This window comes from Microbacterium dextranolyticum (assembly GCF_016907295.1).
In the GTDB taxonomy this organism is placed as follows: Bacteria; Actinomycetota; Actinomycetes; order Actinomycetales; family Microbacteriaceae; genus Microbacterium; species Microbacterium dextranolyticum.
The window spans coordinates 3,115,888-3,142,880 of the sequence record NZ_JAFBBR010000001.1; the positions used below are offsets into that span (position 1 = coordinate 3,115,888).

26 protein-coding genes are annotated in these 26,993 nt (G+C 71.7%); 13 read left to right on the forward strand and 13 right to left on the reverse strand.

Annotated features, from left to right (window positions below; translation table 11 throughout):
• Nucleotide 1: 1 nt before the first annotated feature.
• Nucleotides 2–964: a DNA topoisomerase IB gene (locus JOE64_RS14110; RefSeq protein WP_204964822.1), complete on the reverse strand. Its 963-nt coding sequence runs from the start codon at nucleotides 962–964 to the stop codon at nucleotides 2–4.
• A gap of 1 nt (nucleotide 965) precedes the next feature.
• Nucleotides 966–1,235, reverse strand: a complete 270-nt coding sequence (locus JOE64_RS14115; protein WP_204964823.1) for a DUF7218 family protein — start codon at nucleotides 1,233–1,235, stop codon at nucleotides 966–968.
• Nucleotides 1,236–1,373: 138 nt separating this feature from the next.
• On the opposite strand from JOE64_RS14115, the gene JOE64_RS14120 reads away from it, so the two are divergent.
• From JOE64_RS14120 to JOE64_RS14130, 3 genes are all read left to right on the forward strand, one after another.
• Nucleotides 1,374–1,535, forward strand: a complete 162-nt coding sequence (locus JOE64_RS14120) for a hypothetical protein (protein ID WP_204964824.1) — start codon at nucleotides 1,374–1,376, stop codon at nucleotides 1,533–1,535.
• Nucleotides 1,536–2,187: 652 nt separating this feature from the next.
• Nucleotides 2,188–3,138: a DUF4097 family beta strand repeat-containing protein gene (locus JOE64_RS14125; RefSeq protein WP_204964825.1), complete on the forward strand. Its 951-nt coding sequence runs from the start codon at nucleotides 2,188–2,190 to the stop codon at nucleotides 3,136–3,138.
• Between the two features lie 2 nt (nucleotides 3,139–3,140).
• On the forward strand, nucleotides 3,141–3,761 hold the full coding sequence (locus JOE64_RS14130) for a PadR family transcriptional regulator (protein ID WP_204964826.1): 621 nt from the start codon (nucleotides 3,141–3,143) through the stop codon (nucleotides 3,759–3,761).
• A 159-nt stretch (nucleotides 3,762–3,920) separates the two neighbouring features.
• On the opposite strand, the gene JOE64_RS14135 is transcribed toward JOE64_RS14130, so the two are convergent.
• A complete protein-coding gene (locus JOE64_RS14135; RefSeq protein WP_204964827.1) occupies nucleotides 3,921–4,448 on the reverse strand; it encodes a universal stress protein in 528 nt (175 codons plus the stop codon).
• Between the two features lie 186 nt (nucleotides 4,449–4,634).
• Between JOE64_RS14135 and JOE64_RS14140 the strand changes: the two genes are divergently transcribed.
• A complete protein-coding gene (locus JOE64_RS14140; protein ID WP_204964828.1) occupies nucleotides 4,635–4,817 on the forward strand; it encodes a DUF3073 family protein in 183 nt (60 codons plus the stop codon).
• Nucleotides 4,818–4,884: 67 nt separating this feature from the next.
• Here JOE64_RS14140 and JOE64_RS14145 read toward each other — a convergent pair whose 3' ends face one another.
• From JOE64_RS14145 to purM, 3 genes are read right to left on the reverse strand one after another with little or no spacing between them, the layout of a single operon-like run.
• A complete protein-coding gene (locus JOE64_RS14145) occupies nucleotides 4,885–6,135 on the reverse strand; it encodes an MFS transporter (RefSeq protein WP_204964829.1) in 1,251 nt (416 codons plus the stop codon).
• A 52-nt stretch (nucleotides 6,136–6,187) separates the two neighbouring features.
• Nucleotides 6,188–7,651, reverse strand: coding sequence for an amidophosphoribosyltransferase (purF, locus tag JOE64_RS14150; protein WP_204964830.1), 1,464 nt, complete (start codon nucleotides 7,649–7,651; stop codon nucleotides 6,188–6,190).
• Nucleotides 7,652–7,678: 27 nt separating this feature from the next.
• Nucleotides 7,679–8,800 carry a phosphoribosylformylglycinamidine cyclo-ligase gene (gene purM, locus JOE64_RS14155; protein ID WP_204964831.1) on the reverse strand — a complete coding sequence of 374 codons (1,122 nt, stop codon included), beginning with the start codon at nucleotides 8,798–8,800 and terminating at the stop codon, nucleotides 7,679–7,681.
• Nucleotides 8,801–8,899: 99 nt separating this feature from the next.
• On the opposite strand from purM, the gene JOE64_RS14160 reads away from it, so the two are divergent.
• On the forward strand, nucleotides 8,900–9,502 hold the full coding sequence (locus JOE64_RS14160; RefSeq protein ID WP_204964832.1) for a zinc-binding alcohol dehydrogenase: 603 nt from the start codon (nucleotides 8,900–8,902) through the stop codon (nucleotides 9,500–9,502).
• A gap of 36 nt (nucleotides 9,503–9,538) precedes the next feature.
• On the opposite strand, the gene JOE64_RS14165 is transcribed toward JOE64_RS14160, so the two are convergent.
• Nucleotides 9,539–9,877 carry a potassium transporter Trk gene (locus JOE64_RS14165; protein ID WP_204964833.1) on the reverse strand — a complete coding sequence of 113 codons (339 nt, stop codon included), beginning with the start codon at nucleotides 9,875–9,877 and terminating at the stop codon, nucleotides 9,539–9,541.
• 81 nt (nucleotides 9,878–9,958) lie between these two features.
• The gene (locus tag JOE64_RS14860) at nucleotides 9,959–13,456 is read right to left on the reverse strand and encodes an HtaA domain-containing protein (protein WP_271202506.1); all 3,498 of its coding nucleotides are present in this window, start codon (nucleotides 13,454–13,456) and stop codon (nucleotides 9,959–9,961) included.
• Between the two features lie 160 nt (nucleotides 13,457–13,616).
• Here JOE64_RS14860 and JOE64_RS14180 point away from each other — a divergent pair, with 160 nt between their 5' ends.
• From JOE64_RS14180 to JOE64_RS14195, 4 genes are all read left to right on the forward strand, one after another.
• Nucleotides 13,617–14,780: a heme/hemin ABC transporter substrate-binding protein gene (locus JOE64_RS14180; protein WP_204964836.1), complete on the forward strand. Its 1,164-nt coding sequence runs from the start codon at nucleotides 13,617–13,619 to the stop codon at nucleotides 14,778–14,780.
• A 74-nt stretch (nucleotides 14,781–14,854) separates the two neighbouring features.
• Nucleotides 14,855–15,916: a FecCD family ABC transporter permease gene (locus JOE64_RS14185; protein ID WP_372432906.1), complete on the forward strand. Its 1,062-nt coding sequence runs from the start codon at nucleotides 14,855–14,857 to the stop codon at nucleotides 15,914–15,916.
• An 11-nt stretch (nucleotides 15,917–15,927) separates the two neighbouring features.
• On the forward strand, nucleotides 15,928–16,797 hold the full coding sequence (locus JOE64_RS14190; RefSeq protein ID WP_204964838.1) for a heme ABC transporter ATP-binding protein: 870 nt from the start codon (nucleotides 15,928–15,930) through the stop codon (nucleotides 16,795–16,797).
• Between the two features lie 68 nt (nucleotides 16,798–16,865).
• Nucleotides 16,866–17,789 (forward strand): NADP-dependent oxidoreductase, encoded by a 924-nt coding sequence (locus JOE64_RS14195; protein ID WP_204964839.1) that lies wholly within the window; start codon nucleotides 16,866–16,868, stop codon nucleotides 17,787–17,789.
• Nucleotides 17,790–17,847: 58 nt separating this feature from the next.
• Here the strand turns inward: JOE64_RS14195 and JOE64_RS14200 are convergent, their stop codons facing one another.
• The gene (locus JOE64_RS14200; RefSeq protein ID WP_204964840.1) at nucleotides 17,848–18,216 is read right to left on the reverse strand and encodes a sterol carrier family protein; all 369 of its coding nucleotides are present in this window, start codon (nucleotides 18,214–18,216) and stop codon (nucleotides 17,848–17,850) included.
• A gap of 173 nt (nucleotides 18,217–18,389) precedes the next feature.
• Between JOE64_RS14200 and purD the strand changes: the two genes are divergently transcribed.
• Nucleotides 18,390–19,661, forward strand: a complete 1,272-nt coding sequence (purD, locus tag JOE64_RS14205) for a phosphoribosylamine--glycine ligase (RefSeq protein WP_204964841.1) — start codon at nucleotides 18,390–18,392, stop codon at nucleotides 19,659–19,661.
• 19 nt (nucleotides 19,662–19,680) lie between these two features.
• On the opposite strand, the gene JOE64_RS14210 is transcribed toward purD, so the two are convergent.
• The 3 genes from JOE64_RS14210 to JOE64_RS14220 form a co-directional block, all read right to left on the reverse strand.
• Nucleotides 19,681–20,016: a hypothetical protein gene (locus JOE64_RS14210; RefSeq protein WP_204964842.1), complete on the reverse strand. Its 336-nt coding sequence runs from the start codon at nucleotides 20,014–20,016 to the stop codon at nucleotides 19,681–19,683.
• A gap of 256 nt (nucleotides 20,017–20,272) precedes the next feature.
• Nucleotides 20,273–21,766, reverse strand: a complete 1,494-nt coding sequence (locus tag JOE64_RS14215) for a DHA2 family efflux MFS transporter permease subunit (protein ID WP_204964843.1) — start codon at nucleotides 21,764–21,766, stop codon at nucleotides 20,273–20,275.
• The gene (locus JOE64_RS14220; protein WP_204964844.1) at nucleotides 21,763–22,380 is read right to left on the reverse strand and encodes a PadR family transcriptional regulator; all 618 of its coding nucleotides are present in this window, start codon (nucleotides 22,378–22,380) and stop codon (nucleotides 21,763–21,765) included. The genes JOE64_RS14215 and JOE64_RS14220 overlap by 4 nt, the downstream gene beginning before the upstream one ends.
• A gap of 69 nt (nucleotides 22,381–22,449) precedes the next feature.
• Here JOE64_RS14220 and JOE64_RS14225 point away from each other — a divergent pair, with 69 nt between their 5' ends.
• From JOE64_RS14225 to JOE64_RS14235, 3 genes are all read left to right on the forward strand, one after another.
• A complete protein-coding gene (locus tag JOE64_RS14225; protein WP_204964845.1) occupies nucleotides 22,450–22,776 on the forward strand; it encodes a hypothetical protein in 327 nt (108 codons plus the stop codon).
• A 64-nt stretch (nucleotides 22,777–22,840) separates the two neighbouring features.
• The gene (locus JOE64_RS14230; RefSeq protein WP_204964846.1) at nucleotides 22,841–23,788 is read left to right on the forward strand and encodes a phosphoribosylaminoimidazolesuccinocarboxamide synthase; all 948 of its coding nucleotides are present in this window, start codon (nucleotides 22,841–22,843) and stop codon (nucleotides 23,786–23,788) included.
• 201 nt (nucleotides 23,789–23,989) lie between these two features.
• Nucleotides 23,990–25,339: a uracil-xanthine permease family protein gene (locus JOE64_RS14235; RefSeq protein ID WP_204964847.1), complete on the forward strand. Its 1,350-nt coding sequence runs from the start codon at nucleotides 23,990–23,992 to the stop codon at nucleotides 25,337–25,339.
• 634 nt (nucleotides 25,340–25,973) lie between these two features.
• Here JOE64_RS14235 and JOE64_RS14240 read toward each other — a convergent pair.
• Nucleotides 25,974–26,990 (reverse strand): LacI family DNA-binding transcriptional regulator, encoded by a 1,017-nt coding sequence (locus JOE64_RS14240; protein ID WP_204964848.1) that lies wholly within the window; start codon nucleotides 26,988–26,990, stop codon nucleotides 25,974–25,976.
• Between the last annotated feature and the right edge of the window lie 3 nt (nucleotides 26,991–26,993).

Below are 26,993 nucleotides of genomic sequence, written 5' to 3' on the forward strand. Positions count from 1 at the left end.
CTCAGCCGAGGAGGAGCGCACGGATCGCCGATTCCGGAGAGACCGTCGTGTCCAGCAGCGCCCCGCGCCGATAGCGTGCGAACACGCGCGGATCGATGTACGAGCTGCGGGCGACGGCGGGAGTGTTGCCGAGCGTCTCGGCCGCCGCCTTCACTGCCAGCACCTCGGCTCGTCTGCGCTCCGAGGTCGTCGACACGGTTCCGATCCGGGCGAGGGCGTCGGCGGCGCGGACCGTCCCGCGCAGCGTCCGGAAGTCCTTCGCCGTGAAGGCACCGCCCGTCATCGTCCGGACGTACACGTTCACGTCGCGCGGTGTCAGCGCGACGCGTCGCCGCCCCCGTTCGTAAGCCAGGAGCGGCGAGGCGGGGCGGCCCGCGACGAGCAGCTCGACGACGGCCGCGAGCTCGGCGTCGTCGACGTCGATGCTCTGCCGCTTTCCGCTCTTGCCCGGGAACCGCAGGCTCGTGATGGATGCCTCGACCGCGGCATCCCGTCGACGCAGCGTCGTCAGCCCGCGACTGCCGTTCCTCACCAGATAGCGTGCGCTCCCCACGCGGGGTGCGGCGAGATCCAGCAGCCGGAACGCGGTCGCGAGCACGCGTTCGCGGTCGAGTGCGGCACGACGCAGCGACACGGTGACCCGCCCACGGGCGCGCGGCAGCGACTCGGCCAACTGCAGGGCGCGGGCGTACTTGCCCTTGTCGCGTCGGGTCGACCAGTCGGGGTGGTAGAGGTACTGAACCCGCCCCGCCTCGTCGACGCCCGTCGCCTGGATGTGGCCGTTGGGTGCGGCGCTGATCCAGACGTCGGACCACGCGGGCGGGATCACGAGAGACGCGATCCGCTCCCGCTCGGCGGCGGGAACGGCGGCACCGTCGGCATCCGTGTATCGGAAGCCCGACCCGGCGCGCAGGCGGCGGTAGCCCTGGTCGGAGCCGGGGCGCACGCGTGCGAGACGCGGCACGTCAGGAGTCTCGGAGCATGTCGACGAGCTCCGCCTTCCGCTTGCCGGAGTACCCGGTGAGGCCGAGCTCCTTCGCCCGTGCGCGCAGCTCGGCGACGGTCCAGTCCTCGTACGACCCGGCCTCGCCGCCGCGCCGGCCGACTGCTTTCGCGCCGTCGCGGGCCACGGCGTTCGAGATGCGCGCGGCCTTCTGCTTCGAGTCACCCTGCTCTCGGAGCTCTTCGTACAGCTGCGGATTCTTCAGGGATGGAGGTGTCGAATTCTGTGGCATACATCGGCCCTATCGCAGGGGGAGGGCGCCTGGCAAGGGGGTCACTGCGCAGCCGATGTCGGAGGTACCGTCGGGTCGTCACGGAGCCGTGGCGTCATGGCGTACCCCATGACCTCCCCGAAGGAAAAGGAGCATTCCATGAACATCGCTCTTCTCGTCATCATCATCGTCGCGATCGTGCTCGCCATCGTGGGCGGCATGAACGCCGCACTGAACTGGCTGCTGTGGGTCGCGCTGATCGTCGGTGTGATCGCGATCATCGCCTTCCTGTTGCGCGTGGTGCGCGGCGGCAAGGCGTAACAGCCCGCCGCGCACGATCAACAACACCCCCTCGCGCCGTCGAGGGGGTGTTGTTGCGTTGCGGGGGGCCCGGCGTCCGTGTCCCACTTTCTGTCGTTCCGGCCGCCGCCGGACGACAGATTTCGGGACATGCCTCGCCGAAAGTGGGACACACCAAACCCACCAGGCCGTCACCTCGAGTCCCGGGCCCCGCCTCGAAGCCCCGTCGGATGCCATCGGCCACCACCCGGCATCCATGTCCCACTAGCTGTCGCTTCACAGGCCTCCGAGCGACACATTTCGGGACATGCTCTGCCGAAAGTGGGACACCACCCCGAAGAAGGTGGGACATACCCCGAACCCACCAGGCCGTCACCGTGAGTCCCCGGCGGTCACCCCGAAGCGCTGCCGGATGCCATCGGCCACCACCCGGCATCCATGTCCCACTATCTGTCGCTTCGCAGGCCTCCCGGCAACACATTTCGGGACATGCTCTGCCGAGAGTGGGACACCACCCCGGAACAAGGGGGACACCACCCCGCAGAAAGTGGGACATGGCCCGGGGCAGCAACAGCAGAAGCCGGAGCAAGGACCTTCTCGCAACTCGAGATATATCGTGTTACTCTCGAGGCAACGCGATATATCTCGATGCGCGCGATCCAGGAGAGAACCCATGACACTCGAGAAGTGGCTCATCAAGCCGGGCGAGACCCGGGTGATCGACCTCGACGACATCCACAAGCTCAAGATCGGCCTGGTCGGCGGGCAGATCGACGTCGTCGCCCACGACGAGCCGGGCGTGCGCATCGAGGTGCACTCCGTGACGGTGAAGGATCTGCGGATCGAGGCATCCGGCGACCTCATCGAGATCGACCATGCGCAGTTGCGCTGGGACAGCTTTCTCGAGGTCTTCCGCAACTTCGGCTCGGGCGGACCGAAGGCCGAGATCAGCGTCGCAGTCCCCCGCGGCGTCGAGCTCACCCTCGGCGTCGTCAGCGCCAGCGCGCTCGTGGCGGGCCTCGCCTCGGGCGCGCGACTGAACACCGTCTCGGGCGACCTGATCGTCGACGGACTGGTCGGCGACCTGTCAGTCAACGCGGTCTCGGGCGACGTACAGGTGCGCGGCCTCGACGGAACGATGACCGCCAACTCGGTCTCGGGCGACGTCGCGGCCACCGGCAGCATCCGCAAGGCGACGATCGACACCGTCTCGGGCACGATGACCGTCGACTCCACCGGGCGCGTCGACGCCGTCACCCTCAACACGGTGTCGGGCGACGCCACGGTGCGACTCGACGAGGGCCACGCCGCCAACTTCGTCCTGCGCAGCGTCAGCGGCCGCCTCACCGTCGACGGCGTCAAGCGCTCCACCTCGGGGCCCTCGAACTACGCCGACTCGGTCGGCGAACTCAGCGGCAGCTTCGCCGACGTGCGCGCCAACTCGGTCTCGGGCGCCGTCACGGTGCTGCGCCGCACGGCATCGGTCGACGAGGCGTCGCGGGCGTCCGTGGATGCCCCGGCCCCGACCGACGCGGACGCGCCCGCCCCGGCGCCGCACAGCGCCGACGCCTCTCCCGTGTGGCCGACGGACGCACCCACCGGCGCGCGCGACGAGGAGGCCTGAGCATGGCCCCCGTCTTCTCGCACGGCGACCTGCGCCTGTACCTGCTGAATCTGCTGGACGAGTCGCCGCGACACGGGTACGACCTGATCCAGGCGCTGTCGGACCGTACCGGCGGCACGTACACGCCGAGCGCCGGCACGATCTACCCCCGCCTCGCGAAGCTCGAAGAGGAGGGCCTGGTCACCAAGACCGTCGACGGCCGCAAGACCGTCTACGCGATCACCGAGGCGGGCCGCGCCGAGGTCGTCGCCCGCGCCGGTGACCTCGAAGGCATCGAGGCGGGCCTCGCCGACAGCATCCGGCTCATCGCCGACGAGGTGCGGGGGAGCGTCCGCGAGGCGATGAAGAGCCTGCGCGCCGATCTCGCCGCCGCGGCGCAGGCCGATCACGCCGCCGCGGACGCCCGGCGGGCGGCGTCCGCGACCACCGCCGACGGCGCACGGGCGGATGCCCGGGAGCAGCTGCGTCGGGCCGAGACGATCGTCGGCGAGTTCCGCGCCAGCGTTCGCGCCGACCTGCGCGGCCACCTCGCGCGGGGCGGCACCCTGGCGTCGTCGACCGTCGACGACCTCGCCCGGTCGCTCGACGACGCCCTGCACGCGCTCACCCGCTCCCTGCGCTGACCGCGCCTCCGGGGCCCGAGCGCTGGGCGCCGGGGCCCGGCGGCGGGAACCCCGAGCGCCGGGGCCCCGGCGACCCCGTCTGCGAGAACCAGGCCCCGGGCCCCGAGACCCGAGCGCCGCGGCCCCCGCGGACCCGACCCCCGAGCCCGGAACGACAGGTCAGGCCTCGGGCCAGAGGTCCTCGTCGTCGTGCGCGGGCTCTTCCAGCGGCACGACCAGGATCGGGCGCGACTGGCGGTGCGCGAGGCGGGCGGCCACCGACCCGGTGAAGAACTCCCGCAGCGACTCGCCGAATCCGCGACGGCGCGTGCCGACGACGATCAGGCGCGCGTGCGAGCGGTCGGCGAGCTGCTTCAGCGCGAGCGCGGGGTCGCCGACCAGCTGGCGCACCGACCAGTCGACGTCGCCGGACCCGGGCTCGCCCAGAACGGATGCCACGGCGGCCCGCACCGCGGCGAGTTGAGCATCCCCGGTCGAGATGTCGAGGTCGATCGGCGCGGAGTGGATATAGCCGTCCGGATCCTCGTACGTGACGAACCGCGTGATGTCGACATGCACGACGACGAGGGGGGCGCCGAACAGCCTCGCGTAGCGCGCGGCCTCTCGCACGACGCGGTCGGGCTGGTCGGGCACGACTCCGACGACGACCGCGTGCGGGGGAACGACATCGGTCTCCGGGTCGGTCATGACAGCCTCCGGTCCATCGCGGCGGGCTTCATCCGACACCGCTCCGCCAGGGTCGGAAGGCCACCGTGTTATTCTGGATGCTACTCTTCCCGGCGTCAGGCCGGTTCGAAACGCATCGTGAATGCATCGGGTGAGTGCGAGAAATGCAGCCGCACCGCCCGTGACTCAGAAATGAGGGGGTCTCGCATGGGGCGTGGCCGTCAGAAGGCGAAGCACACCAAGATCGCTCGTGAGCTGAAGTACGACACGTACACCGTGAACTACTCGGCCCTCGAGAAGGAACTCGGTCACCACGACGAGGATCCGTACGTCGACAAGTGGGCAGATCAGTACGCCGACGAGGACGAGGACAAGCTCGAGACGGCGTGACCGTCACCCTCGTCTGATGTGAAGCGGATGCCGCGGCATCCGCTTCACTCGTGTGCCCTCCGTGCGCTCACCACGCGCTGTGGCGTCTCTCCCACTCGTCTTCGAGCGTGCGGGTGCGCGTCACGACGACGGCGGCCGGGATCGCCAGCAGGAACAGTCCGCCCAGCGCAAGCAGCGGAGCCTGCCAACCTCCCGTCGTCTCGTGCAGCACGGCGAAGGCGAGCGGCATCGTCGCGGCGATCGCGTAGCCGACGCTCTGGCTGAAGCTCGACAGCGCGACGGCTCCCTCGTGCGTGCGAGTACGCACCTGGATGAGGACGAGCACGCCGGGGAACAGCGCCTGCGGCACCCCGAGGAGCATGACCCACAGCACCGTCGCCGCCTGCGGCGCCCACACCATGCCGGCGATGCCCGCGACGCCCGCCGCCACCGCGATGACGTAGACGACCCCGATGCGGTGCCAGCGGGTGATGGCGATCGGCACGAGCACCGACCAGGGCAGCCCCATCGCCCCGAGCAGCGACAGCAGCGCGCCGGCGGCCGCGTGGTCGACGCCCGCCGCATCGACCAGCACGACGGGGAGCCACGCGAAGCACGTGTAGACGCTCGCCGACGACACCGCGAACGTCACGGCGAGCGCCCACGCCAGCGGGATGCGCGGCAGGCGCCCGAGCACCCGAGGCGCGGGCTCGTCGATCTCGGCGACGGCAGACCCGGCGACCGAGCCCGGTGCACGGCGCCCGTCGAGCACGAGACGCGCCACCCACGGCACGATCGCGGCGACCGCGAACACCGCCCAGAGCCCGAGCGACAGGCGCCAGCCGACGGCATCCGCGGTCGGGACGGCGACCAGCGGAGGAACGAAGGATGCCACCGCGAGCAACGACGAGTAGAGCGCCGTCATCGCTCCCGTGCGGTCGGGGAAGTACGCCTTGATGAGCGGCGGGAGCACGACGTTCCCGACGCCGACGGCGGCGAAGAGCACGGCCGTACCGAGCAGCAGGATGAGAGCGTCGCCGGCGAGGGCGCGCGCCACCATCGCGACCGCCGCCACGATCATCGCGGCCACCGCGAGGCGTTCGAGCCCGAACCGACGCTCGAGTGCGGGAGTGACGATGCCGAAGACCGCGAAGCACACGGGCGGCGCGGCCCCGATGAGGCCGACGACTCCCGTCGGCACCGGGAAAGTCGCCGACACCTCCGCCAGGATCGGCGAGAGCGACGCCACACCCGAGCGCAGCGAGAAGGCGACGAGGACGATGCCGACGAGGGCGAGGGTGCGCCCCCGCCACAGGGGACGCGAGGGGACGGATGTCACTCGGTCCAGCCTAGGCCCGGCTCGGCATCAGGGGATCCGGAGAGCGGACCGGTCAGCTCTCCTGCGAGCCCTCGACCCACGCGAGATACTCCTCGGTGACGGTGCCGGTGACGTAGCGGCCGTCGAAGCAGCTCATGTCGAGGTCTTCGACGCCGGGCGCACCCTCGAGGATCGCCGCCTTCAGGTCGTCGATCTCCTGGTAGACCATGTAGTCGGCGCCGAGCTCGGCCGCGATCTCGGGGATGGTGCGACCGTAGGCGACCAGCTCGTGACGCGAGGGCATGTTGATGCCGTACACGTGCGGGAAGCGCACGGGCGGCGCCGCCGAGGCGAACGTGACGCTCTTCGCGCCGGCATCCCGCGCCATCTGGATGATCTCTTTCGAGGTCGTCCCGCGGACGATCGAGTCGTCGATGAGCAGGACGTTCTTGCCCTTGAACTCGCTCGACATCGCGTTCAGCTTCTGGCGGACGCTCTTCTTGCGCACGGCCTGGCCGGGCATGATGAAGGTGCGGCCGACGTACCGGTTCTTGTAGAAGCCCTCGCGGTACTCGATGCCGAGCTTGCGGGCCACCTGCATCGCGGCGGGACGCGCCGAATCCGGGATCGGCATGACGACATCGATCGCACCGGCGGGGGTGTACTTCGCGATCGTGTCGGCGAGCCGCTCGCCCATGCGCAGACGCGCCTCGTAGACCGAGATGCCGTTCATGATCGAGTCGGGGCGGGCGAGGTACACGTACTCGAACGAGCACGGCACGAGCGTCGGGGACGCCGCGCACTGCTGCGTGTGCAGGGTGCCGTCGAGGTCGATGAACACGGCCTCGCCTGGGTCGACGTCGCGGACGACCTCGAAGCCGCCGTTCTCGAGCACGAGCGACTCCGAGGCGACCGTCCACTCGGCGTGGCCGTCCTCGTTCCGGCGCGTGCCGAGGATGAGGGGACGGATGCCGAACGGGTCGCGGAAGGCCAGGAGCCCGTAGCCGGCGATCAGGGCGATCGCGGCGTACGACCCCTCGACGCGCTCGTGCACGCGCGAGACGGCCTGGAACACCTGCGCCGGGTCGAGCTCGAGGCCCGAGATGGATGCCTGCAGCTCGTTGGCCAGGACGTTGACCAGCAGCTCGGTGTCGGAGCTGGTGTTGAGGTGGCGGCGGTCCTTGCTGAACAGCTCTTCGGTGAGCTCGCGCGTGTTGGTGAGGTTGCCGTTGTGGACGAGCACGATGCCGTAGGGCGCGTTGACGTAGAAGGGCTGCGCCTCTTCTTCGCTGGACGCGGTGCCCTTCGTCGCGTAGCGGACGTGGCCGAGGCCGATCGTCCCGAGGAGCGAGCGCATGTCGCGCGTGCGGACCGCTTCACGGACCTGGCCCTTCGCTTTGAACAGGTGGAAGACCCCGCTCCGCTCCGCCGTGGCGATGCCCGTGGAGTCCTGCCCGCGATGCTGCAGCAGCAACAGGGAGTCGTAGATCTCCTGGTTGACGTTTCCCTGGCCGACGACGCCGACGATTCCGCACATGTGGTGTTGCTCAGCCCGTTTCTGCGCCTAGTTCGATGATGAGTATGCGCCGACGAGTCGCACGGCGCCGCCGTCGACTCCCTTCGCGCCCTGCTCGAAGTGCCCGAGTCCGTCGTCGGGCGCGTCGCCGACGCGCACGACGCCGACCTGCCAGGTGTCGATCCCCTGAGCGCGCAGCACCGCGGTGGCCTCGCCCGCCCGGTCGGCCGCGACGACCGCGAGGAAGCCGATCCCGAGGTTCCAGGTGCCCTCGGTGTCTTCGAGGCGCAGCCCGCCGAGGTCGGCGAGCACACGGAAGACGGGCAGCGGCGACCAGGTCGAACGGTCGACGTCGACCCAGGTGCCCTGGGGCAGCACGCGCGCGAGGTTCGCGGCGATCCCGCCGCCGGTGACGTGGCTGAGGGAGTGCACCGCGCCGGGCACCTGCTCGATGAGGTGCAGCAGCGGCAGCGTGTACAGCCGCGTGGGCTCGAGGAGCTCCTCGCCCCACGTGCGAGCGAAGTCGGGGGCATCCGCGCCGTACGCGACGCCGGCGCGGCTCACGATGTGGCGGATGAGGGAGTAGCCGTTGGAGTGAGGTCCGCTGGATGCCAGGGCGAGCACCACGTCTCCGTCGCCGACGCGCTCGGCGCCCAGCACCGCGCCCGCCTCGACGACACCGGTCGCCGCGCCCGCGACGTCGTAGTCGTTCACGCCGAGCAGTCCCGGGTGCTCGGCGGTCTCGCCGCCGACGAGAGCGGTGCCGGTGAGCTCGCACCCGCGGGCGATGCCGCGGACGATGTCGGCGATGCGCTCGGGGACGACCTTGCCGCACGCGATGTAGTCGGTCATGAAGAGGGGCTTCGCGCCGACCACGACGATGTCGTCGACGACCATGCCGACGAGATCCTGCCCGATCGTGTCGTGCACGTCGATGGCCTGCGCGATCGCGACCTTGGTCCCCACGCCGTCCGTGCTCGTGGCGAGCAGAGGCTTGTCCATCGTCAGCAGCGCCGACGCGTCGAACAGCCCGGCGAAGCCGCCGACGCCGCCGAGGACCTCGGGGCCGTGCGTGCGCCGGACGGCCGACTTCATCAACTCGACGGCGAGGTCTCCCGCCGCGGTGTCGACGCCGGCTTCGGTATAGGGGTTCCGTGGGGTCTCTGCCACCCGGACAGCCTACCGGGCGCCCGGGGGAACTTCGGCCGGGCATCCGTCAGGCCGAACGGCCGACGCCCTGCGCGCGGTCCGGCTCCCTAGGATGGCCGCATGAGAGCGGCAGGCGGACCCGAGTGGGTCGTGCGCGAGGACGCGGCACTGCCCGTGCTCGTGGCCCTGAGCCTGCGCCAGTCGCTCGGCCTGCGCTATCCGGAGGAGCTGCCGGCACTGCGCGGCCTCGCCCGCAGCGAACCCGGCGAGTTCACCGATACCACGACCCTCGAGCGCCAGTGGCGGACGTATTGGGAGATGACCGTCGAACCGCAGGCGCACCCCTCCCCCGTGCCGCTGGAGCTCGTCGACGGTTTCGACATGATGGTCGCCCTGCCGACCGAGGGCTTCGACGAGCTCGCCGCCGCGATCGCCCCGTTCGGCTCCGAGGTCGTCGCCCACGCCCGCGCCGCGCACGAGCGGTACCGGGCGGGCAGCGGCACAGGTTCCTCGTACCGCGCCTACGCCAGCGCCGTCGCGCAATACGAACGTCAGGCGGGTCGGCGCCCTCACGCGTTCGAGCTCAACGTGCAGGTGCTGCCCCTCACCCAGCGCGGGGTGTGGTGGATCGGCGCGCTGACGATCGCCGTCACGGATTCGCTGCGCAGCGACGTCGTGGCGTTCGACGCGGCGATCGCCCCCGTCATCGCCGACATCGCCTGACGCGGCCGCGGGAAAAGGCCCGCCGGCAGAGGATGCCTACGCGCCGCGCTCGTGGTCGTCGTCGATCACGATGCGCTCGTGGTCGACACGCACATCGCGCACGCGCCGCGAGAAGCCCCGGTCGATGAGCAGAGCGACCGCTCCGAGGACCGCCACGCCGACCGGAATGCAGAAGAGGCACAGGAAGCCGAACACCTGCCCCGTCGAGTACTGCGCCTGGGTGGTCGGACTCACGTCGAGCGTGCCGTTGAATCCGAACGTGAGCACGAGAGCCACGAGCACCCCGAGCACGCCGCCGACGAGGAAGAACATCGCGTACCGCGGGCTGCGGCGCACCTGCGCGCTCTCGATGCGATGCTCGGCCGACTCGGTCATCTTCCCATTGTCACACCTCGACGCGGCGGCCGGGCGCCGCGGTCCCGTGGGACCGACGGCGCCCGGCCGCGGACGCGCCGGTCACGCCTCGTGTACGGACTCCGCTCGGCGACGACGCGCGATCAGCACACCGGTGACGACGAGGGCGGCCACCAGGACCAGACCTCCGCCGAGCGCCCAGGGCCACAGCGGGGCGGCCTCGGCGGCGGGCTCGGCCTCGTGCACCGTCACGGGGGGTGCGGCTGCCGCCTCGGCCTTCTCCGCCGTCACCGGCGCTCCGCAGTCTGCGGCCACCGGGATCGTCGCCGACACCGGGTCGAGCTCGGACCCCGCCGGGTAGGTGCCGAAGGCCGCGGCACCGGCATCCGTCAGAGTGGCCGGCACGGCGTCGAGCGTGATCGCACCGCCGGAGATCTCGAGATCGCCGAGCGGGAACTGCGCGAAGCGCACCCCCTGCGCGGCGACCGCCGCGCCGCCCTGCGTGGTGCCGGAGATGTCGAAGACGAGATAGCCGACGTTCCCCGCGAGCTCGAGCCGCGCTGCGGAGAGGGTCGTGTCCAGCGCACCGCCGTGACCGGTGAAGCGCAGGCTGCCACCGTAGGCGATCAGCCCCGACTTCTGCGCCACGTCGAGCGGGCCCGACCCGGCCGACCAGACGAACCGGGGGTAGTCGTAGGAGATCCCGTCGAGAGTCCACCCGCCCTGGGCGATGCCCTCGATGTAGGTGCGGAAGCTCTCCTTGAAGCCCCACGAGAGCGTCGCGCCGGCCACCGTGCACTGCCCGGCGACGGCGCCCGCGGCGGTCGCGCGGGCCAGGGTGAACATGACTCCCCGATCGACCGAGCCCTGGAAGGTGAGGGTGTGCTGCCCGTCGGCGAGCGTCGCCGGCAGCGAGCCCGTCCAGGTCGCGACCCCGTCGGCATCCGCATCGACGGTACCGAGGAGCACCGGAGTCGAGTAGACGACGACACGGATGCCGGTCTCGTTCGGTTCGAAGCCCGTCGCGCGGACGGTCGCGGTGCGCCCCGATCCCAGCAGTGCGAGCTGGTCGGCGGGCAGGGTGATGCCGGATGTCGCCGGTGGCGCCTCGGGCAGGGTGACCCGCGCGGTCGTCGTGGTCGAGGCGGTGGCCACGGTGCCGGTCGATCCGGACGGCGCGGCGGCGACCGCGCCGATCGTGAAGGTGACCGGGTCGAGGGCCGTGCTGAATCCGGCCAGCACCTGGTCGCGTCCTGCGGAGGTCAGCGTGGCGGGCGCGTCCGTGTAGGTGACGGCACCGCCGGCGCTCGATCGCGACGCGGCGCCGAGGTCGAGGGTCGCGAAGGGCACCGATCCCCCACCGCTCGTGACCGACAGGGTCGCGGAGGTCGGCGAGGTGATCCGCACCTGCGGGTTCGAGATCGTCACGTCGAGCACGCCGCCGTGACCGGTGAACCGCACGGACCCGGCGTAGTCGATCGTCCCGGTGCCGCTCGCGGCGTCGTAGCCGCCCGTCGTGGCCTGACCGAACTGGAAGAGTCCGCCCGAGCGGGTCGCACCCCCGCCGACCGCGATCTGCCCGTGGGCGATCGAACCGGTGACGTAGCCGGCGAAGCTCGACGAGATCGCCCAGCGGAGCGATCCGCCCGGCACGGTCTCGACCGGCGGAGCGGTCGGCACCGTCGGAGTCGTCGGCGTGGTCGGCTGCGGCTGGGGGCCGCGCGGGGCGAGAACGTCCCACTGCGCGGGGGTGAGGGAGACGTCGGCGCGGGCGTAGATCGTGTCGGCGCCCGGGGTCGTGTGACCCTGCCAGACGACGACCTCGTAGCTGGTGCCGCGCACGAGCTTCGCCGCGGGGACGCTGAGGGTCTTGTCGAACGCGCCGCCGGTGATCGCACCGGGGGTCATCCAGTAGCCGAAGGCCGCGTATCCCCCGCTGGCGCTGAGCCCGGCCTCGGTGCCCTTCTCGATGAGGGCGGCGTACGCGCCGGTGATGTCGCCGAAGCCGGAGCCGACGACGCGCACGGTCGCCGCCTCCGCCGAGACGGTGGGCACCGTCACCGCGATCGCGCGCGGCTGCTCTGCGCGGAACGTGATCGGCGTGAACGTCGAGAACGCGGCGTACGTCGAGCCTCCGGCCGGGTCGGTGCGGATGCCGAAGCGCGCGCCGTCGGGAGCGTCATCGGGCCGCGTCGCGGTCAGCGTCGTCGAGAACGATCCGTCGGCGGCGATCGCGACCGCGCCTCGTGCCACGCCGCCGATCGCGGCGACGTCATCGGCGTTCACGGCCCACCGGGTGCCCGCGGCCCCGCTGCCGACGGTCGTCCAGGCGTCGGAATCGCCGTGGAAGTAGCCGAAACGCACGTAGGCGCCGGCGAACGTGCCGGCCAGCGGCGGGCGCGTGCCGTTCGTCGCGGGCGGGTGGGGCAGGAACCCGACACCGCTCACGGCGAGCGGGGCGCCGGCCACGATGTCGGAGGTCTGCGCGAGCGAGACCGCGGGTGCCGGGGCGAAGGCGACCTCGGTGAACGTGTCGAACAGCGCGTGCTTCGCACCGCTGCCGGCGAAGGTGCGGACGCCGAAGCGGGCCCCGGCCGGCGCGTCGGCCGGCCGGTCGGCGACGAGCGTCGTCGAGAAGGTGCCGTCGGATGCCACGGCCACCGCACCGGCGGCCGTGCCGCCGATGGCGGTCACATCGGCGGCATCCACGACCCACTTGGTGTGGTCGGCGGTGCGCCCGAGCGCTGTCCACGTCGCGCCCGTGTAGTAGCCGAACTGCACGTAGGCGCCGCCGAACTTGCCGGCCAGCGGCGGCCGGGTGCCGTTCGTCGTGGGAGCCTGCGGGAGGAAGCCCGTTCCGGTGATCTGCAGCTCGTCGCCCGCCGGGACGGTCGTGCGCGCGAGCGCCACCGTGACGGGAACCGGCTGCGGCGTCGGCGTGCTGGTGGGCTCGGGAGTCGGCGTCGGCTCCGGCGTACTGGTCGGCTCCGGGGTGGCGGTCGGCTCGGGCGTGCTGGTGGGCTCCGGCGTCGCCGTCGGCTCGGGCGTGCTGGTGGGCTCCGGCGTCGCCGTCGGCTCGGGGGTGCTGGTCGGCTCGGGAGTCGTCGTCGGCTCCGGTGTCGGGATGTCCGCCCAGTCGAGAGCCGTGGTGGTGTCCTGGCTGCGATCGGCCATCCCCTGACCGTGCGCCTTCGAGGTGTACACGGCGTACTCGGCGCCCTCGGTGTACGCCGGGACCGTGACGGTGAACGTGAAGCTGCCGTCGTCGTTCATGGGTTCCGTGCGCCCCTGGCCGGAGCCACCGGACGCGTTGCCCACCGCGACGAAGACGACCTCGGTAAGGGACCCCGAGCCCCGGTAGAACCCGGGTAGCCCAGCCGGCCCGACGCCGAAGTAGATGCCCGGCTTCTCTGCGGCGAAGCCGGATCCCGACACCGTGACGGCGCCGCCCTCGCGCGGGACGGTGTCGATCGAGACCGCGGGGGCGGCGGCGTGGGCGAGTGGCGCCGTGATCGTGCCGGCGATCACGAGGAACAGCGAGAGCAGGGCTGCGAGGAACGTGCGAGGCAGTGGACGGGCGGGCACAGGGGTGTCGGTCACGGGGATCTCCGGAGGGATCGCGCGTCGAAGCAGCGATCGCGGCAGCGAGGCAGTCGGGCAGGTGAGGCATCCGAGTAAGGCAAGCCTCACCTGACTCGAATTCTCTCTCGACGCTAACGACACTCACAGGTCACGTCAAGTTTGAGGTTAGGCTTGCCTAATGCACAGACGATCCTCGACCCCGCTCGTCCTGCTCGTGCTGTCCGCACTCACCGCCGCGGTGCTCACCGGCTGCACCAGCGCCGGCGCCGCGACGGCGCGGTCCGCGGAGGCTTCCGACCCCGCCTGCCCGGCCGCGACCGCCGCACTGTCGACGCTGCAGCTGGTGGACGACGTCCGCGGGCACGTCGGACCGTCGACGGCGTGCCTCGCGTCGCGCAGCATCCCGGTGGTCGCAGATGACACGGCGCCCGTTCTGCCGGTCACGGTCATCGACGCCGAAGGACGCGAGGTCACGGTCGCCGATGCGAGCCGCATCCTTCCGATCGACATCTCGGGAACGATCGCCGCCACCGTGTTCGCCCTCGGGCTCGGCGGGAACGTCGTCGGCAAGGACACCTCGACCAACATCCCGGGAACCGAGGACCTGCCGCTCGTCACGAAGTCCGGGCACACGCTCAACGCGGAGGCGATCCTGGGGCTCGCCCCCACCGTCGTGCTCACCGACACCACGATCGGGCCCAAAGAGGTGCGTCAGCAGCTGCGCGACGCCGGCATCGCGGTCGTCGTGATCTCGAGCGAGCGGAGGCTCGACACGACGGACGCCCTCGTCACCGAGGTGGCCGCCGCCCTCGGCGTGCCCACCCGCGGCACCGCACTCGCGGCGCAGCTGGATGCCTCGGTCGACGCCGCCCGGCAGGAGATCGCCACGGTGGCGCCCACCGATCCCGCACGGCGGGCCCGGATGCTGTTCCTCTACGTGCGCGGCAGCGCGAACGTCTACTACATCTTCGGCGAGGACTCGGGCGCCGACTCTCTCATCGACGCCGTCGGTGGAGTCGACGTCGCCGCGGAGATCGGATGGTCGGGCATGAAGCCGATGACCGCCGAAGCCCTGGTGGCCGCCCAGCCGGACGTGCTCGTCATGATGACCGACGGGCTGTCCTCGGTCGGCGGCATCGATGGACTGCTCGAGCGGATTCCCGCGATCGCACAGACCCCCGCCGGGGCGCACCGCCGGGTGATCGACATGGCCGACACCGCCGTGCTGAGCTTCGGCCCCCGCACGGCCGACGTCGTGCGCTCGCTCGCCGGGGCCCTGTACGCCCCGGCCGACTTCCCGGCCCGCGCGGACGCGTCCGCCTCGCCCGCGCCGACCTCGTGACCTCGGCACTCGAGCGCACCGCGGGCCCTCGTCGAACCCCGCGCACCGATGCCACCGCTGCCGGCGCGGGCGAGATCGCGACCCCCGTGCCGCGCACCCACCGCGGAGCGCGGTTCGCCATCACGACCACCGTGCTCGCGGTCGCGCTCGTCGTCGCCTGCGTCGTGTCGCTGGGGTCGGGTCAGTTCGCGCTCGCGCCGAGCGAGGTCGTGGGCATCTTGGCGCGCGCCGTCGGCATCCCCACCGCGTGGGCCCCCGGCACCCCCGCCGCAGCCGGTGTCGTCCTCGACATCCGTCTGCCCCGCATCGTCCTGGGCCTTCTCGTCGGGGCGGCACTGGCCGTCTCGGGCGTACTGATGCAGGCGATCTTCGGAAACCCCCTCGCGGATGCCGGGGTCGTGGGCGTCTCGTCGGGCGCGGCGGTCGGCGCGGCGGCATCCCTCACCTTCGGCCTCGCCACGTTCGGCATGTGGACCACACCGGTGTTCGCCTTCGCGGGCGGCCTGCTCGCCGTGTTCTCGGTGTACCTGATCAGCCGCTCGGGCGGGCGCACCGAGGTCGTGACGCTGCTGCTCACCGGCATCGCGGTGAACGCGATCGGCGGGGCTGCACTGGCGTTCCTCACGTTCATCGGCACGACCGCCACCCGCGAGCAGATCGTGTTCTGGCAGCTGGGATCGCTCAACGGCGCGCTCTGGCCCAACATCGCCCTGGTCGCCCCGCTCGTGGCCGTCGGCATCGCGGTGGCGCTCGTCGTCGCCCGCCGCCTCGACCTCTTCGCCCTCGGCGAGCGCACCGCGCGCCATCTCGGCGTGCGCGTCGAACTGCTGCGCGTCGTCGTCATCGTCACGGTCGCCCTGCTCGTGACGGGCGCCGTCGCCTTCGCCGGGATCATCGGCTTCGTCGGGCTCGTCGTTCCCCACCTCATGCGCATGGCGATCGGACCCGCGCACCTTCCCCTCATCATCACCTCGGCCCTCGGAGCGTCGCTGCTGATCGCCGTAGCCGACCTCGTGGCGCGCACCGCGGTGCCGCTCGCCGACATGCCGATCGGCATGATCACGGCGCTCGTCGGCGGGCCGTTCTTCCTGTGGCTGCTCGTGCGTACGCGCCGCCGTTCGGGAGGCTGGGCATGAACGGGCGCCGGATGCCTGCGCCCACCGCCGCACCGTCCGCGCAGCCCGCGCAGCCCGCACCGTCACCGCCACCGTCACCGAGCCGGGGCCAGGCGGCGGGCCCCGGATCCGTCCGCCTCCGGGCGCGAGGGGTCACGGTCCACTACCCCGGCGCTCCTGCCGCGGCTCTCGCGGACGCGGATCTGGTCGTCCGCTCGGGCGAGGTGCACGCGCTCGTCGGCCCCAACGGGGCGGGCAAGTCCACCCTGTTCGGTGTGCTCGCCGGCGACGTCGTCCCCTCGACGGGATCGGTCAGCCTCGACGGGCATGAGCTGTCGGGCATCCGACCGATCGAACTCGCCCGCCGCCGTGCCGTGCTGCTGCAGGAGCATCGCGTGACCTTCCCGTTCACGGTGGCCGAGGTGGTGCGGATGGGCCGCGCGCCGTGGGCACGCACCCCGGCCGAAGGCGACGACGACATCGCCGTCGCCGATGCCCTCGCCGCGACCGATCTGACGGGCCTCGCGCACCGAACGCTGCCGTCGCTCTCGGGCGGCGAGCGCGCACGTGCGGCCCTCGCCCGGGTGCTCGCCCAGAACGTCGACGTGCTGCTGCTCGACGAGCCGACCGCCGCGCTCGATCTGCGCCACCAGGAGGACGTGCTGCGCCTCGCCCGCGATCGCGCCCGCTCCGGTGCCGCCGTCGCCGTCGTGCTGCACGATCTGAACGCCGCCCTCGGCTTCGCCGACCGGGTCACCCTCTTGGCGCAGGGCCGTGTCGTGGCATCCGGCCCGCCGCACGAGGTCCTGACGGCGGATGCCGTCGCGGAGGTCTACGGGCAGCAGGTGGATGTCTTTCCGCACCCGCGTACGGGGGCGCCCGTGCTCGTGCCGCGCCGCTGAGCGCCGCGTCGGAACCCCTTCGGGGCCGCGTCGGAATGCCACACCGGGCGCATCGGTTGAGCTCCGGTATGAAGGCACTCGTCTATTCCGACTTCGGCGGCAACGACCGCTTCGAGATCACCGAGCGGGAGAAGCCGCACAACGGCCCCGACACGCTCGTCGTGCGGGTCGTCGCCGCCGGCATCAACCCCGTGGACTACAAGATCCGCGAGGGATACCTGCGCGGCGTCATCGACACGCGGCTGCCGGCGATCCCCGGCTGGGACGTCGCGGGCGTCGTCGAGCAGACCGGGCTCGACACCCCTGAGTTCGCCGTCGGCGACGCGGTTCTCGCCTACGCCCGCGCCGACGTCGTCGAGCACGGCTCGATCGCCGAGTTCGTGCCCGTGCCGGTGCGAACGGCCGCGCACAAGCCCGACGGGCTCTCGTTCGAGCAGGCCGCGGCACTGCCGCTGACGGGGCTCACCGCCCTGCAGGCGCTCGAGCGTGCCGGCGTGCACGAGGGCCAGACGGTGCTGATCCACGGCGCCGCGGGCGGCGTCGGCTCGATCGGAGTGCAGCTCGCGGTGCGCCGCGGTGCCCGCGTCGTCGGCACCGCCTCGGAGCGCAACCACGACTATCTGCGGGAGCTCGGCGCCGAGCCCGTGCGCTATGGCGATGGCCTGGCCGACGCGGCGCGCGCCCTCGCACCGGAAGGCTTCGACGTCATCGTGGACTTCGCCGGCGGCGCGTCGCTCGACAGCACGCCGGCCCTTCTCGCCGACGGCGGCACCGTGGTCTCGATCGCCGACCCGCGTGCCCGTACCGAGTTCGGCGGCCACTACCTGTGGGTGCGCCCCGACGCGGCCCAGCTCGCCGAGCTCGCACAGCTGGCCGCCGACGGCGACCTGCGCGTCGAGATCGCCGCCACCTACCCTCTCGATGAGGCCGCGGCCGCCTATGCCGCTCTCGAAGAGGGGCACACCCGCGGCAAGATCGTCGTCACCGTCTGACGGTCACAGCCTCAGCTCTCGCGCGCCCGCCGCACAGCGGACGCGCGAGAGCGGCGTCTCAGGGGCGCAGCGGCAGCAGGGCGGCGAGATCGGCGCGCGTCCCCGACGCGAGGATCCGCCCCGCAGTGAGTGCGTCGGCCCACGAGCTCTCGCCCGTCGCGAGAGCGATCCACGTCGCGGCATCCGTCTCGACGACGTTCGGCGGGGTTCCTCGGGTGTGCCGGGGGCCCTCGATCACCTGGACGGCGCCGAACGGGGGCACCCGCACCTCGACGGTGTTGCCGGGCGCTTTCTCGGCGAGCAGCTGCAGCAGATAACGGACCGCCGTCGCCAGATCGGGTCGAGCGGGTGCCGCGCCGCGCTCGGATGCCGCAGAGACGGCGAAGAGGGCGGCGCGGCCGTCGTCGGTCGAGATTCTGCGGGCCATCACCCCACGGTAGCCCGTTCACAACTCCGGAGAAGAGGACTCCCAGCCCGCGGCGCACCACGGAAAGCCGCGGGGGTGGTTCAGGCCTCCGGACTTCTGAACCGGCAACACTCCGGAGTTCTGAACCGGCAACGGACAGGCACGCGCGCGAGCCGCCTCGGTAGGCTGACCGGGTGCGCATTCTCGTCCTCGGTTCCGGTGCCCGCGAGCACGCCATCCTCCTCGCCCTGAAGGCCGAGGCCGACGAACACGAGCTGTTCGCCGCGCCGGGCAACGCGGGGATCGCCGCGGATGCCGCGATCGTGGCCGGCCTCGACGCCGAGAGCCCGTCGGCGGTGACCGAGTACGCCAACGACGAGAACATCGACCTGGTGATCATCGGGCCCGAGGCGCCGCTGGTCGCCGGTGTCGCCGACGCTCTGCGCGAGCGGGGCGTCCCGGTGTTCGGCCCCGGCCGGGCCGCCGCCCAGCTCGAGGGATCGAAGGCGTTCGCCAAGCGGATCATGGACGCCGCCGGCGTGCCGACCGGCCGCGCGACCCGCGCCGCCACGCGCGCCGAGGTCGAGGCGGCGCTGGATGCCTACGGTGCACCCCACGTCGTCAAGGCCGACGGACTGGCCGCGGGCAAGGGCGTCGTCGTCACCGACGACCGCGATGCCGCGCTCGCCCACGCCGACGCGTTCCTGCCGACCGGACCGGTGCTCGTCGAGGAGTTCCTCTCAGGGCCCGAGGTGTCGCTCTTCTTCGTCAGCGACGGCGACACGGTGCGCGCGCTCTCCCCCGCGCAGGACTTCAAGCGCGCCTACGACGGCGACGCCGGCCCCAACACCGGCGGCATGGGCGCCTACTCGCCGTTGCCGTGGCTCGCCGACCGCTTCGGCAGCGAGCAGGCGTTCGTCGACGAGGTCACCCGCACGGTCGCCGAGCCCGTCATCCGCACGCTGGATGCCGAGGGCACCCCCTTCATCGGCCTGCTGTACGCGGGGCTCATCCTCACCGAGCAGGGCGTCAAGGTCATCGAATTCAACGCCCGGTTCGGCGACCCCGAGACGCAGGTGGTCCTCGCCCGGCTGACGAGCCCCCTTTCGCGACTGCTGCTGTCGGCCGCCGGCGGGCACCTCGAAGACGAGCCGACCCCGACGTTCGCCGAGACGGCCGCCATCACGGTCGTCCTCGCCAGCGAGGGCTACCCCGAGAGTCCCGCCGTGGGGCGCGTCATCGAGGGGACCGATGCCGCGGCATCCGTCCCGGGCGTGCACCTCGCCCACGCGGCGACCGCGCAGCGCGGCGACGCCCTGGTCGCGACCGGGGGGCGTGTGCTCAACGTCGTGGCGACCGGCGAGACGTTCGGCAAGGCCCGCTCGCGCGCCTACGCGGCGCTCGATCGGATCTTGCTCGAGGGTGCGCACTTCCGCACGGACATCGCCGCTCGCGTCGCCGACTGATCCGCCTGACCGTCGTCTGTCAGAACGGCGGATCGACGTTCATGACGCGCACCCAGGCGGCCGTCACGGAGTCGGTGCGCACGAACGAGACCTGGATCGGACCCCGGTAGCCCGGGCTCACGATGAAGGACTGCGCCGGGTCGGCGCAGTCGATCGTTCCGGGGAGCAGCGTGCGTCCGGAGTCGGCGGGGTCCGCCGTGAGGACGCGGTACGCGAACGAATCCCCCTCGCACGCGGCGTCGATCGTGAAGGCTTCCCCGAGCGACGCGGGGCCGGTCGTGGACGCCGCGCTGTTTCCGGGATCGCCGGTGTAGACCGCGATGCCGGCCTGATCCGGGTCGCCCCCCCTTGACACCCCGACACGCTCCTTGACCCCGCACCTGACTCGTCCCATGCCACCCCGTCTGCAAGCCCCGTCCACTCCCCGCTCACGCCCTGCTGACGCCCGGAGAACCCGCGAAACCTCCCGTATGTACGGTTTTCGGGGCCGAAAGCGTACATACGGGAGGTTTCGCGGGAATTCGTACGGCGGATGTCGCAGCGGCGAATCGCGACGAGGCGGATGGAAGAGGGGCGGATGCCGCAGAGGCGGATGCCGCGAGGGCGAGGAGTCAGCGCTTCACGAGGTGCGCGGGACGCTGGATGAACAGCACCGCGATGACGCCGACCGCCATGACCGCGGCCGGCAACAGCATCGTCTGCGCCATGGCGCTCGAGAAGCCAGGGACGACCATGTCGGGGAGCTTCCCCGCGCCGAAGTCGCCGCCTGCGCCACCGGCTCCCGGGAGGTTCGCTGTGAGGCGGTTCTGCATGAAGGCCGCGATCGCCGCCGAGCCGAGCACCGAGCCGATCGTGCGCGTCGTGTTGTAGATGCCCGATCCGGCGCCGGCCTGGCGCGGCGCGAGGTTGCGCGTCGCGGTCGTCGCGAGGGGCCCCCACATGCCGGCCTGGGCGATGCCCATGAGGCCCGACGGCAGCAGGAACATCCAGGTCTCGCTGTCGGGGTTCATCAGCGACGAGTACCAGAGCAGCGCGGTCGTGGTCAGCAGCAGGCCGGGCACGAGGAGCACGCGCGGGTCGACCCGGTCGAGGATGCGCCCGGCGATCGGCGCGAGCACGCCCGCGAACACCGCCATCGGGATGAGCAGCAGCGCCGCCTCGGTCGGGGTGAGGCCGCGGGCGAGCTGGTAGAAGAACATCATCGGCAGCGACATCGAGGTGACGGTGAAGCCGACCGTCGCGATCCCGATGTTGGCGACCGAGAAGTTCCGGTCGCGGAAGAGCTCGAGGGGCACGAGTGCCTCGCTCTTGGTCTTCGCCTGCTGCCAGATGAACAGCGCCATGACGACGACGCCCGCCCCGATCATGGCCCAGATCCAGGCCGCCCAATCGTAGTGCTCGCCCTCCTGCAGGCCGAACACGATGAGGAACAGGCCGATCGCGCTGAGGAAGACGCCCACCATGTCGAAGCGGTGCTGGTGCGTCTCGAGGTTCGGCACGAGCATCCAGGCGAGGACGAAGCCGATGACACCGACCGGCAGGTTCACGAAGAAGATCCACTCCCAGCCGAGGCCGTCGACGAGCAGACCGCCCGCGAGGGGGCCGACGAGCATCGCGACGCCCGACGTCGCACCCCACAGGCCCATGGCTGCGCCGCGCTGAGTCGGCGGGAAGGTGCGCGTGATGACCGCCATCGTCTGCGGCGTCATGAGGGATGCCCCGAGGCCCTGCACCGCCCGGAAGACGATCAGCATCTCGAGGCTCGACGACAGTCCGCAGCCGAGCGAGGCGAGGGTGAAGATCGCGAGCCCGATGAGGTAGATGCGCTTCGGACCGAAGCGATCGCCCAGGCGGCCTGTGATCAGCAGCGGCACGGCGTAGGCCAGCAGGTACGCCGAGGTGACCCACACGACGTTGTCGAGGTTGTGGGTGCTCGGGTCCAGCGCCTCTTTGATGGCGGGGTTGGCGACCGAGACGATCGTCGTATCGACGAGGATCATGAAGAACCCGATGACCAGCGCCCAGAGGGCGGGCCACGGGCTGCGGGCGGGCGGGGTGTCGGTGGCGGCGTTCGCCTGCCGGGACGGGGTGGTGGAGTCGGTCATTGCCGTGCGGCCTCTCTCTGAGCCAGGTAACGGTCGGTCTTCTCGTGTGGTCCCCACACGAAGTCGGGGTGGGCGAGCCGCTCGATGAAGGCGGCGAGCCAGTCGTGGTCGGCCCGGAGCAGCACGCTGCGCCGGTCGGCCTCGATCAGGTGCTGCTCGATCGAGGCGTCGCTGCGCGCACCGGCGAGCGCGTCGCGGTACTCGTCGCATTCCGCGGCGAGGGCCGCGAGGCGCGTGCGCAGCAGGGTCAGCACCTCGTCGCGGTCGAGGTTGTGCGCCTCGGCCAGCGCGACGCGGAACTCGACGGAACGCCCGAGGATCGGCAGCTCACGACGCACCCAGTCCGTGATGGCGGCGTTGCCGGCATCCGTCAATGCGTACGTCGTGCGCTCGGGGCGATTGCCGTCGCGGTCGACCCCGATCTCGGTGACGAGCCCGCACGTCTGCAGCCGGGTGACGGTGTGGTAGACCGTGCCGTTGGTGAAGGGCACCATCCGGTGATCCTGCCGGTGGCGCATCAGACGCATCATCTCGTAGGGGTGCATCGGGTCCTCCCGCAGGAGGGCGAGCAGCACCACCCCGAGCGGGGTCAGGCGGGCCAGCGGGTCCTTCATGAATTACTCCGTATCGATTAGTCCACGTGGACTATACAACGATTGCGACGATGCCACTAGCGTCTGACCATGACCGAGGAGCCCCGTGCCGTCTTCGACGACATCGCCGCCGAGTACCTGGTGCGCCCGGGCGTCGACATCGGGCCCATGTTCGGCAGCGAGGGCCTGCGCATCCGCGGCAAGGTGTTCGCCTTCCTGGCCTCACGGCAGAGCCTGATCGCGAAGCTGCCGGAGGCACGCGTGACCGAACTCGACCGCAGCGGCCGAGCCGAGAGGTTGACGATGCGCGATCGTGCGATGCGCGAGTGGGTGCTCGTCGACCCCGAGGCGATCGACCTCTGGCCGGCGGTGATCGCCGAGGCCTTCGCGTTCGTCGACGGGATCACCCCGCGCTGAGGTCGGGCGGGCGCGTGGCGGGATCGCCCCGGCATCCACCTCGGCCGACCGCGATAATGGACGCGTGACCGACGCTCCCACGCCTTCCCCCGCCACCGCAGATCTGCCCGGCTGGACCCACGTCTACTCGGGCAAGGTTCGCGACCTGTACCGTCCGGACGGGAGCGCGGACGGCGGCGCGGACCGGATGCTGGTGGTCGCGAGCGACCGGGTCAGCGCGTTCGACCACGTGCTGGCCCCCGGCATCCCCGGCAAGGGCGTGCTGCTGACCACACTCAGCCTGTGGTGGTTCGACCAGCTCGCGGGAGCCGACGGGGGACCGGCGATCGCGAACCACCTCGCCGCATCGCACACGCTCACCCCAGGCGGCGACGACCTCGTCTCGCTCGTTCCGGACGCGGTCGAGGGGCGCGCGATGATCGTGCGCTCGCTCGACATGCTGCCGATCGAGTGCGTCGTGCGCGGCTACCTCACCGGCTCGGGGTGGAAGGAGTACCAGTCCAGCCGCACCGTGTGCGGGATCGCACTGCCGGGCGGCCTGAACGACGGCGACCGCCTGCCCGAGCCGATCTTCACCCCCGCCTACAAGGCCCCGATGGGCGAGCACGACGAGAACATCTCGTTCGCCCAGGCGGAGGAGCTCGTCGGCGCCGAGCGCGCGGCCCAGCTGCGCGACCTGTCGCTGGAGATCTACCGGCGCGCCGCGGCCACCGCGGAGGCCGCCGGGCTGATCCTCGCCGACACGAAGTTCGAGTTCGGCAGCGACGCCGACGGCGTGCTCACCCTCGCCGACGAGGTGCTCACGAGCGATTCGTCGCGGTACTGGGATGCCGCGGCCTGGGCATCCGGCACGACGCCCGCCGAACGGATGGCGAGCTTCGACAAGCAGATCGTGCGCGACTGGCTGGCGACCCACTGGGACCAGCAGGGGACGCCGCCCGAGCTGCCCGCGGAGATCGTCGAGCGGACCGCCGCGAAGTACCGCGAGCTCCTCGAGAAGCTCACCGCCTGAGCCCGGTCGGGCGCGTCGACGTCGCTATGAGACGCGCCGGCGTACTCACGGCGCGCGTCCTCGGTTCACAGGGCTCTCCCAGGTAGCCTGGGGAGGGGCATCCGGCGCCCGCTCCACGCGCAGCCCCGCCATCACCCCGTCGCCGTCGCCCGGTGCCACCGCACCCGCCGCGGCCGCGCCACCGAGAACCGAGGAGTTCGCATGCCCGTCTGGACCCTGCACGGAGACGGCCGCACCGTCGCACCCGGCGCCGTCGTGAAACCGGGCGAGCGACTCGCCTGGCCCGCCACCATCGCGATCGGCGCCCAGCACGTCGTGGCAATGTTCGGCGCGACCTTCCTCGTGCCGATCCTCACCGGGTTCCCCGTGACGACGACGCTCTTCTTCTCGGGCGTCGGAACGCTGCTGTTCCTCCTCCTCACCCGCAACCGGCTGCCCAGCTACCTCGGCTCGTCGTTCGCGTTCATCGCGCCGATCCAGGCCTACAACGGCGGCAAGGCCCTCGAGACCACCGAACAGATCACCCAGGCGATGGTGAGCGTCGCCGTCACCGGCGTGCTGCTCGCCCTCGTCGGTCTGCTCGTCCAGCGCGTCGGCACCCGGTGGATCGAACGCCTCATGCCGCCGGTCGTCGCCGGCGCCATCGTCGCCCTCATCGGTTTGAACCTGGCCCCCGCCGCGTGGAACAACTTCAGCCAGCAGCCGGCGGTCGCCACCGTGACCCTCGCCGCGATCATCCTGTTCAGCGTGCTGTTCCGCGGCTTCCTGGGCCGGATCTCGATCTTCCTCGGGGTGCTGGTCGGTTACGTCTTCGCCGCGATCACGGGCGAGGTGCACTTCGAGGCCGTCGCCGCCGCGTCGTGGGTCGGCCTTCCCGAGTTCCACTTCCCCGCCTTCGGCGACCCCGCGTCGTGGAGCCTGCTGCCGATCTTCCTTCCCGTGATCCTCGTGCTCATCGCCGAGAACGTCGGGCACGTGCGCGGTGTCGCGACGATGACCGGCGACCCCGGCATCAACCGGTCGACGGGGCGCGCCCTGACGGCCGACGGCGTCGCGAGCGCCCTGGCCGGACTCTTCGGCGGATCGGCGACGACGACCTATGGTGAGAACATCGGCGTCATGGCGGCCACGCGCGTCTATTCCACGGCCGCGTACTGGGTCGCGGGAGCCTTCGCGATCCTGCTGTCCTTCTCGCCCGCCTTCGGCGCCGTCATCAACACGATCCCCGCCGGCGTCATCGGCGGAGCCACCACCGCGCTGTACGGCCTCATCGGCGTCATCGGCATCAAGATCTGGGTCGACAACCAGGTCGACTTCTCGCGCCCCGTCAACCAGTACACGGTCGCGGTCGCCTTCGTCATCGCGATCGCCGGCTTCACGATGAACCTCGGCACCCTCACCTTCTCGGCGATCGTGCTGGGCACCGTGGCGGCGCTCGTGATCTACCACGGCGGCAACGCGATCGCCCGCGCCCGCAAGACCGGCGCGGACGACGGCGGCCCCATCGTCCCGATCGGCCAGCTCGGCGGAGACCCCGAGAACGCCGCCTGACGCCCTGACCGCCGGTGGATGCCCGGCGCCCTGCCCCGGGCATCCACCCTCGTCGCGCCCGCAGCACCCGACCCTCGTCGGTTTGGGGTCGCCAAAGCCCCCCGCCCCCGCCGGTTTAGGGTCGCCAGTGGTCGCCTCACCACCCCGCGAGCGACACCACGCGACCCCAAACTCGCCCAGCGCCGACCCCACGCGACCCCGAACCCACCCAGCGCCGACCCCACGCGACCCCACACCCACGAACCCGCCGCCCGCCCCGCCCCGCGGGTTCGGGGTCGCCAGTGGTCGCCTCACCACCCCACGAGCGACACCACGCGACCCCAAACTCGCCCAACGCGACCGCACACCCACGAACCCGCCGCCCGGGCGCCACGCGACCGCAACGCTGCACCCACGCACCCCACACCGCCCCGCCCCGCCGGTTTGGGTTCGCCGGTGGTCGCCTCGCCATCCCGCGAGCGACACCACGCGACCCCGAACCCACCCAGCGCCGACTCCACGCGACCCCGAATCCGCGCGCCGAGGGCGCCCGCGACCCCACACCCGCGAACCCGATCCCGGCAACACCCGCGAACCCGGTCCCGCCCACGGCCACGCCCACGCCCAGCCCGCGCGACGCGAGGGCCCGAGCGGGTCAGGCCGAGTCGCGGACGATGAGCTCGGTCTCGAGCACGGTGACGTGCGGGGGCGTGCCACCGGCCAGCAGCGACAGCAGCACATCGGTCATGCACGCGCCCTGCTCGTGCGAGGGCTGGCGCATCGTCGTCAGGCGCGGCGTGACGCTCGTGGCCACCGGGGAATCGTCGAAGCCGACGATCGCGAGGTCGTCGGGCACGCGGATGCCGGCACGCGCCAGCACCGAGAGGGCGCCGCGCGCCATCAGGTCGCTCGCGACGAAGAGGGCGTCGAGGTCGGCGTCGCCGGCATCGAGTATCCGCTGCATCGCCGCCGATCCGCCGTCGGCGGTGAAGCCGCCATCCTCGATCGGGCCCGGCTCGAGGCCCGCAGCGGCCATCGCCGCGCGATAGCCGTCGAGTCGGTCGATGCCGGCCGGCATGCTCACGGGGCCCGAGATCATGCCGATCCGACGATGGCCCCGATCGATCAGGTAGCGGGTCGCCTCGCGTCCGCCGGCGACGTTGTCGACATCGACGTAGTATGACTGCTCGCGCTCGCTCACGGGCCGGCCACCGTAGACGACGGGCACCGAGGCCGCGATCCGGTCGATGAAGGTGTCGCTCGTGTGGTGCGAGACGACCACGGCGCCGTCGACAGCGCCGCTGCGCACATACGCGGCCGTCTTGTCGCGCGGGTCGTCGCTCGCGATGATCAGGTTCAGCACGTAGTCCGACCGGCTCAGTCGCGCGTTGATCCCCGAGACGACCGCGGCGAAGAAGGGATCGCCGAAGAACCGCGTCGTGTCCTCCGGCACGACCAGGGCGATCGCCATCGTCGCGCGCGACGCCCGCGACCGCGCGGCCCGATTGGGCACGTAGTTCAGCTCGGCGATCGCACGCTGAACGGCGTCGAGAGCGGCGGGACTGACCGCGGTCGACCCGTTCACGACGCGTGAGACGGTCGACCGCGACACCCCTGCGGCGGCTGCGACCTCTTCGATGGTCGCTGTGGCGCGCGGCGCATCGATGGTCACAGC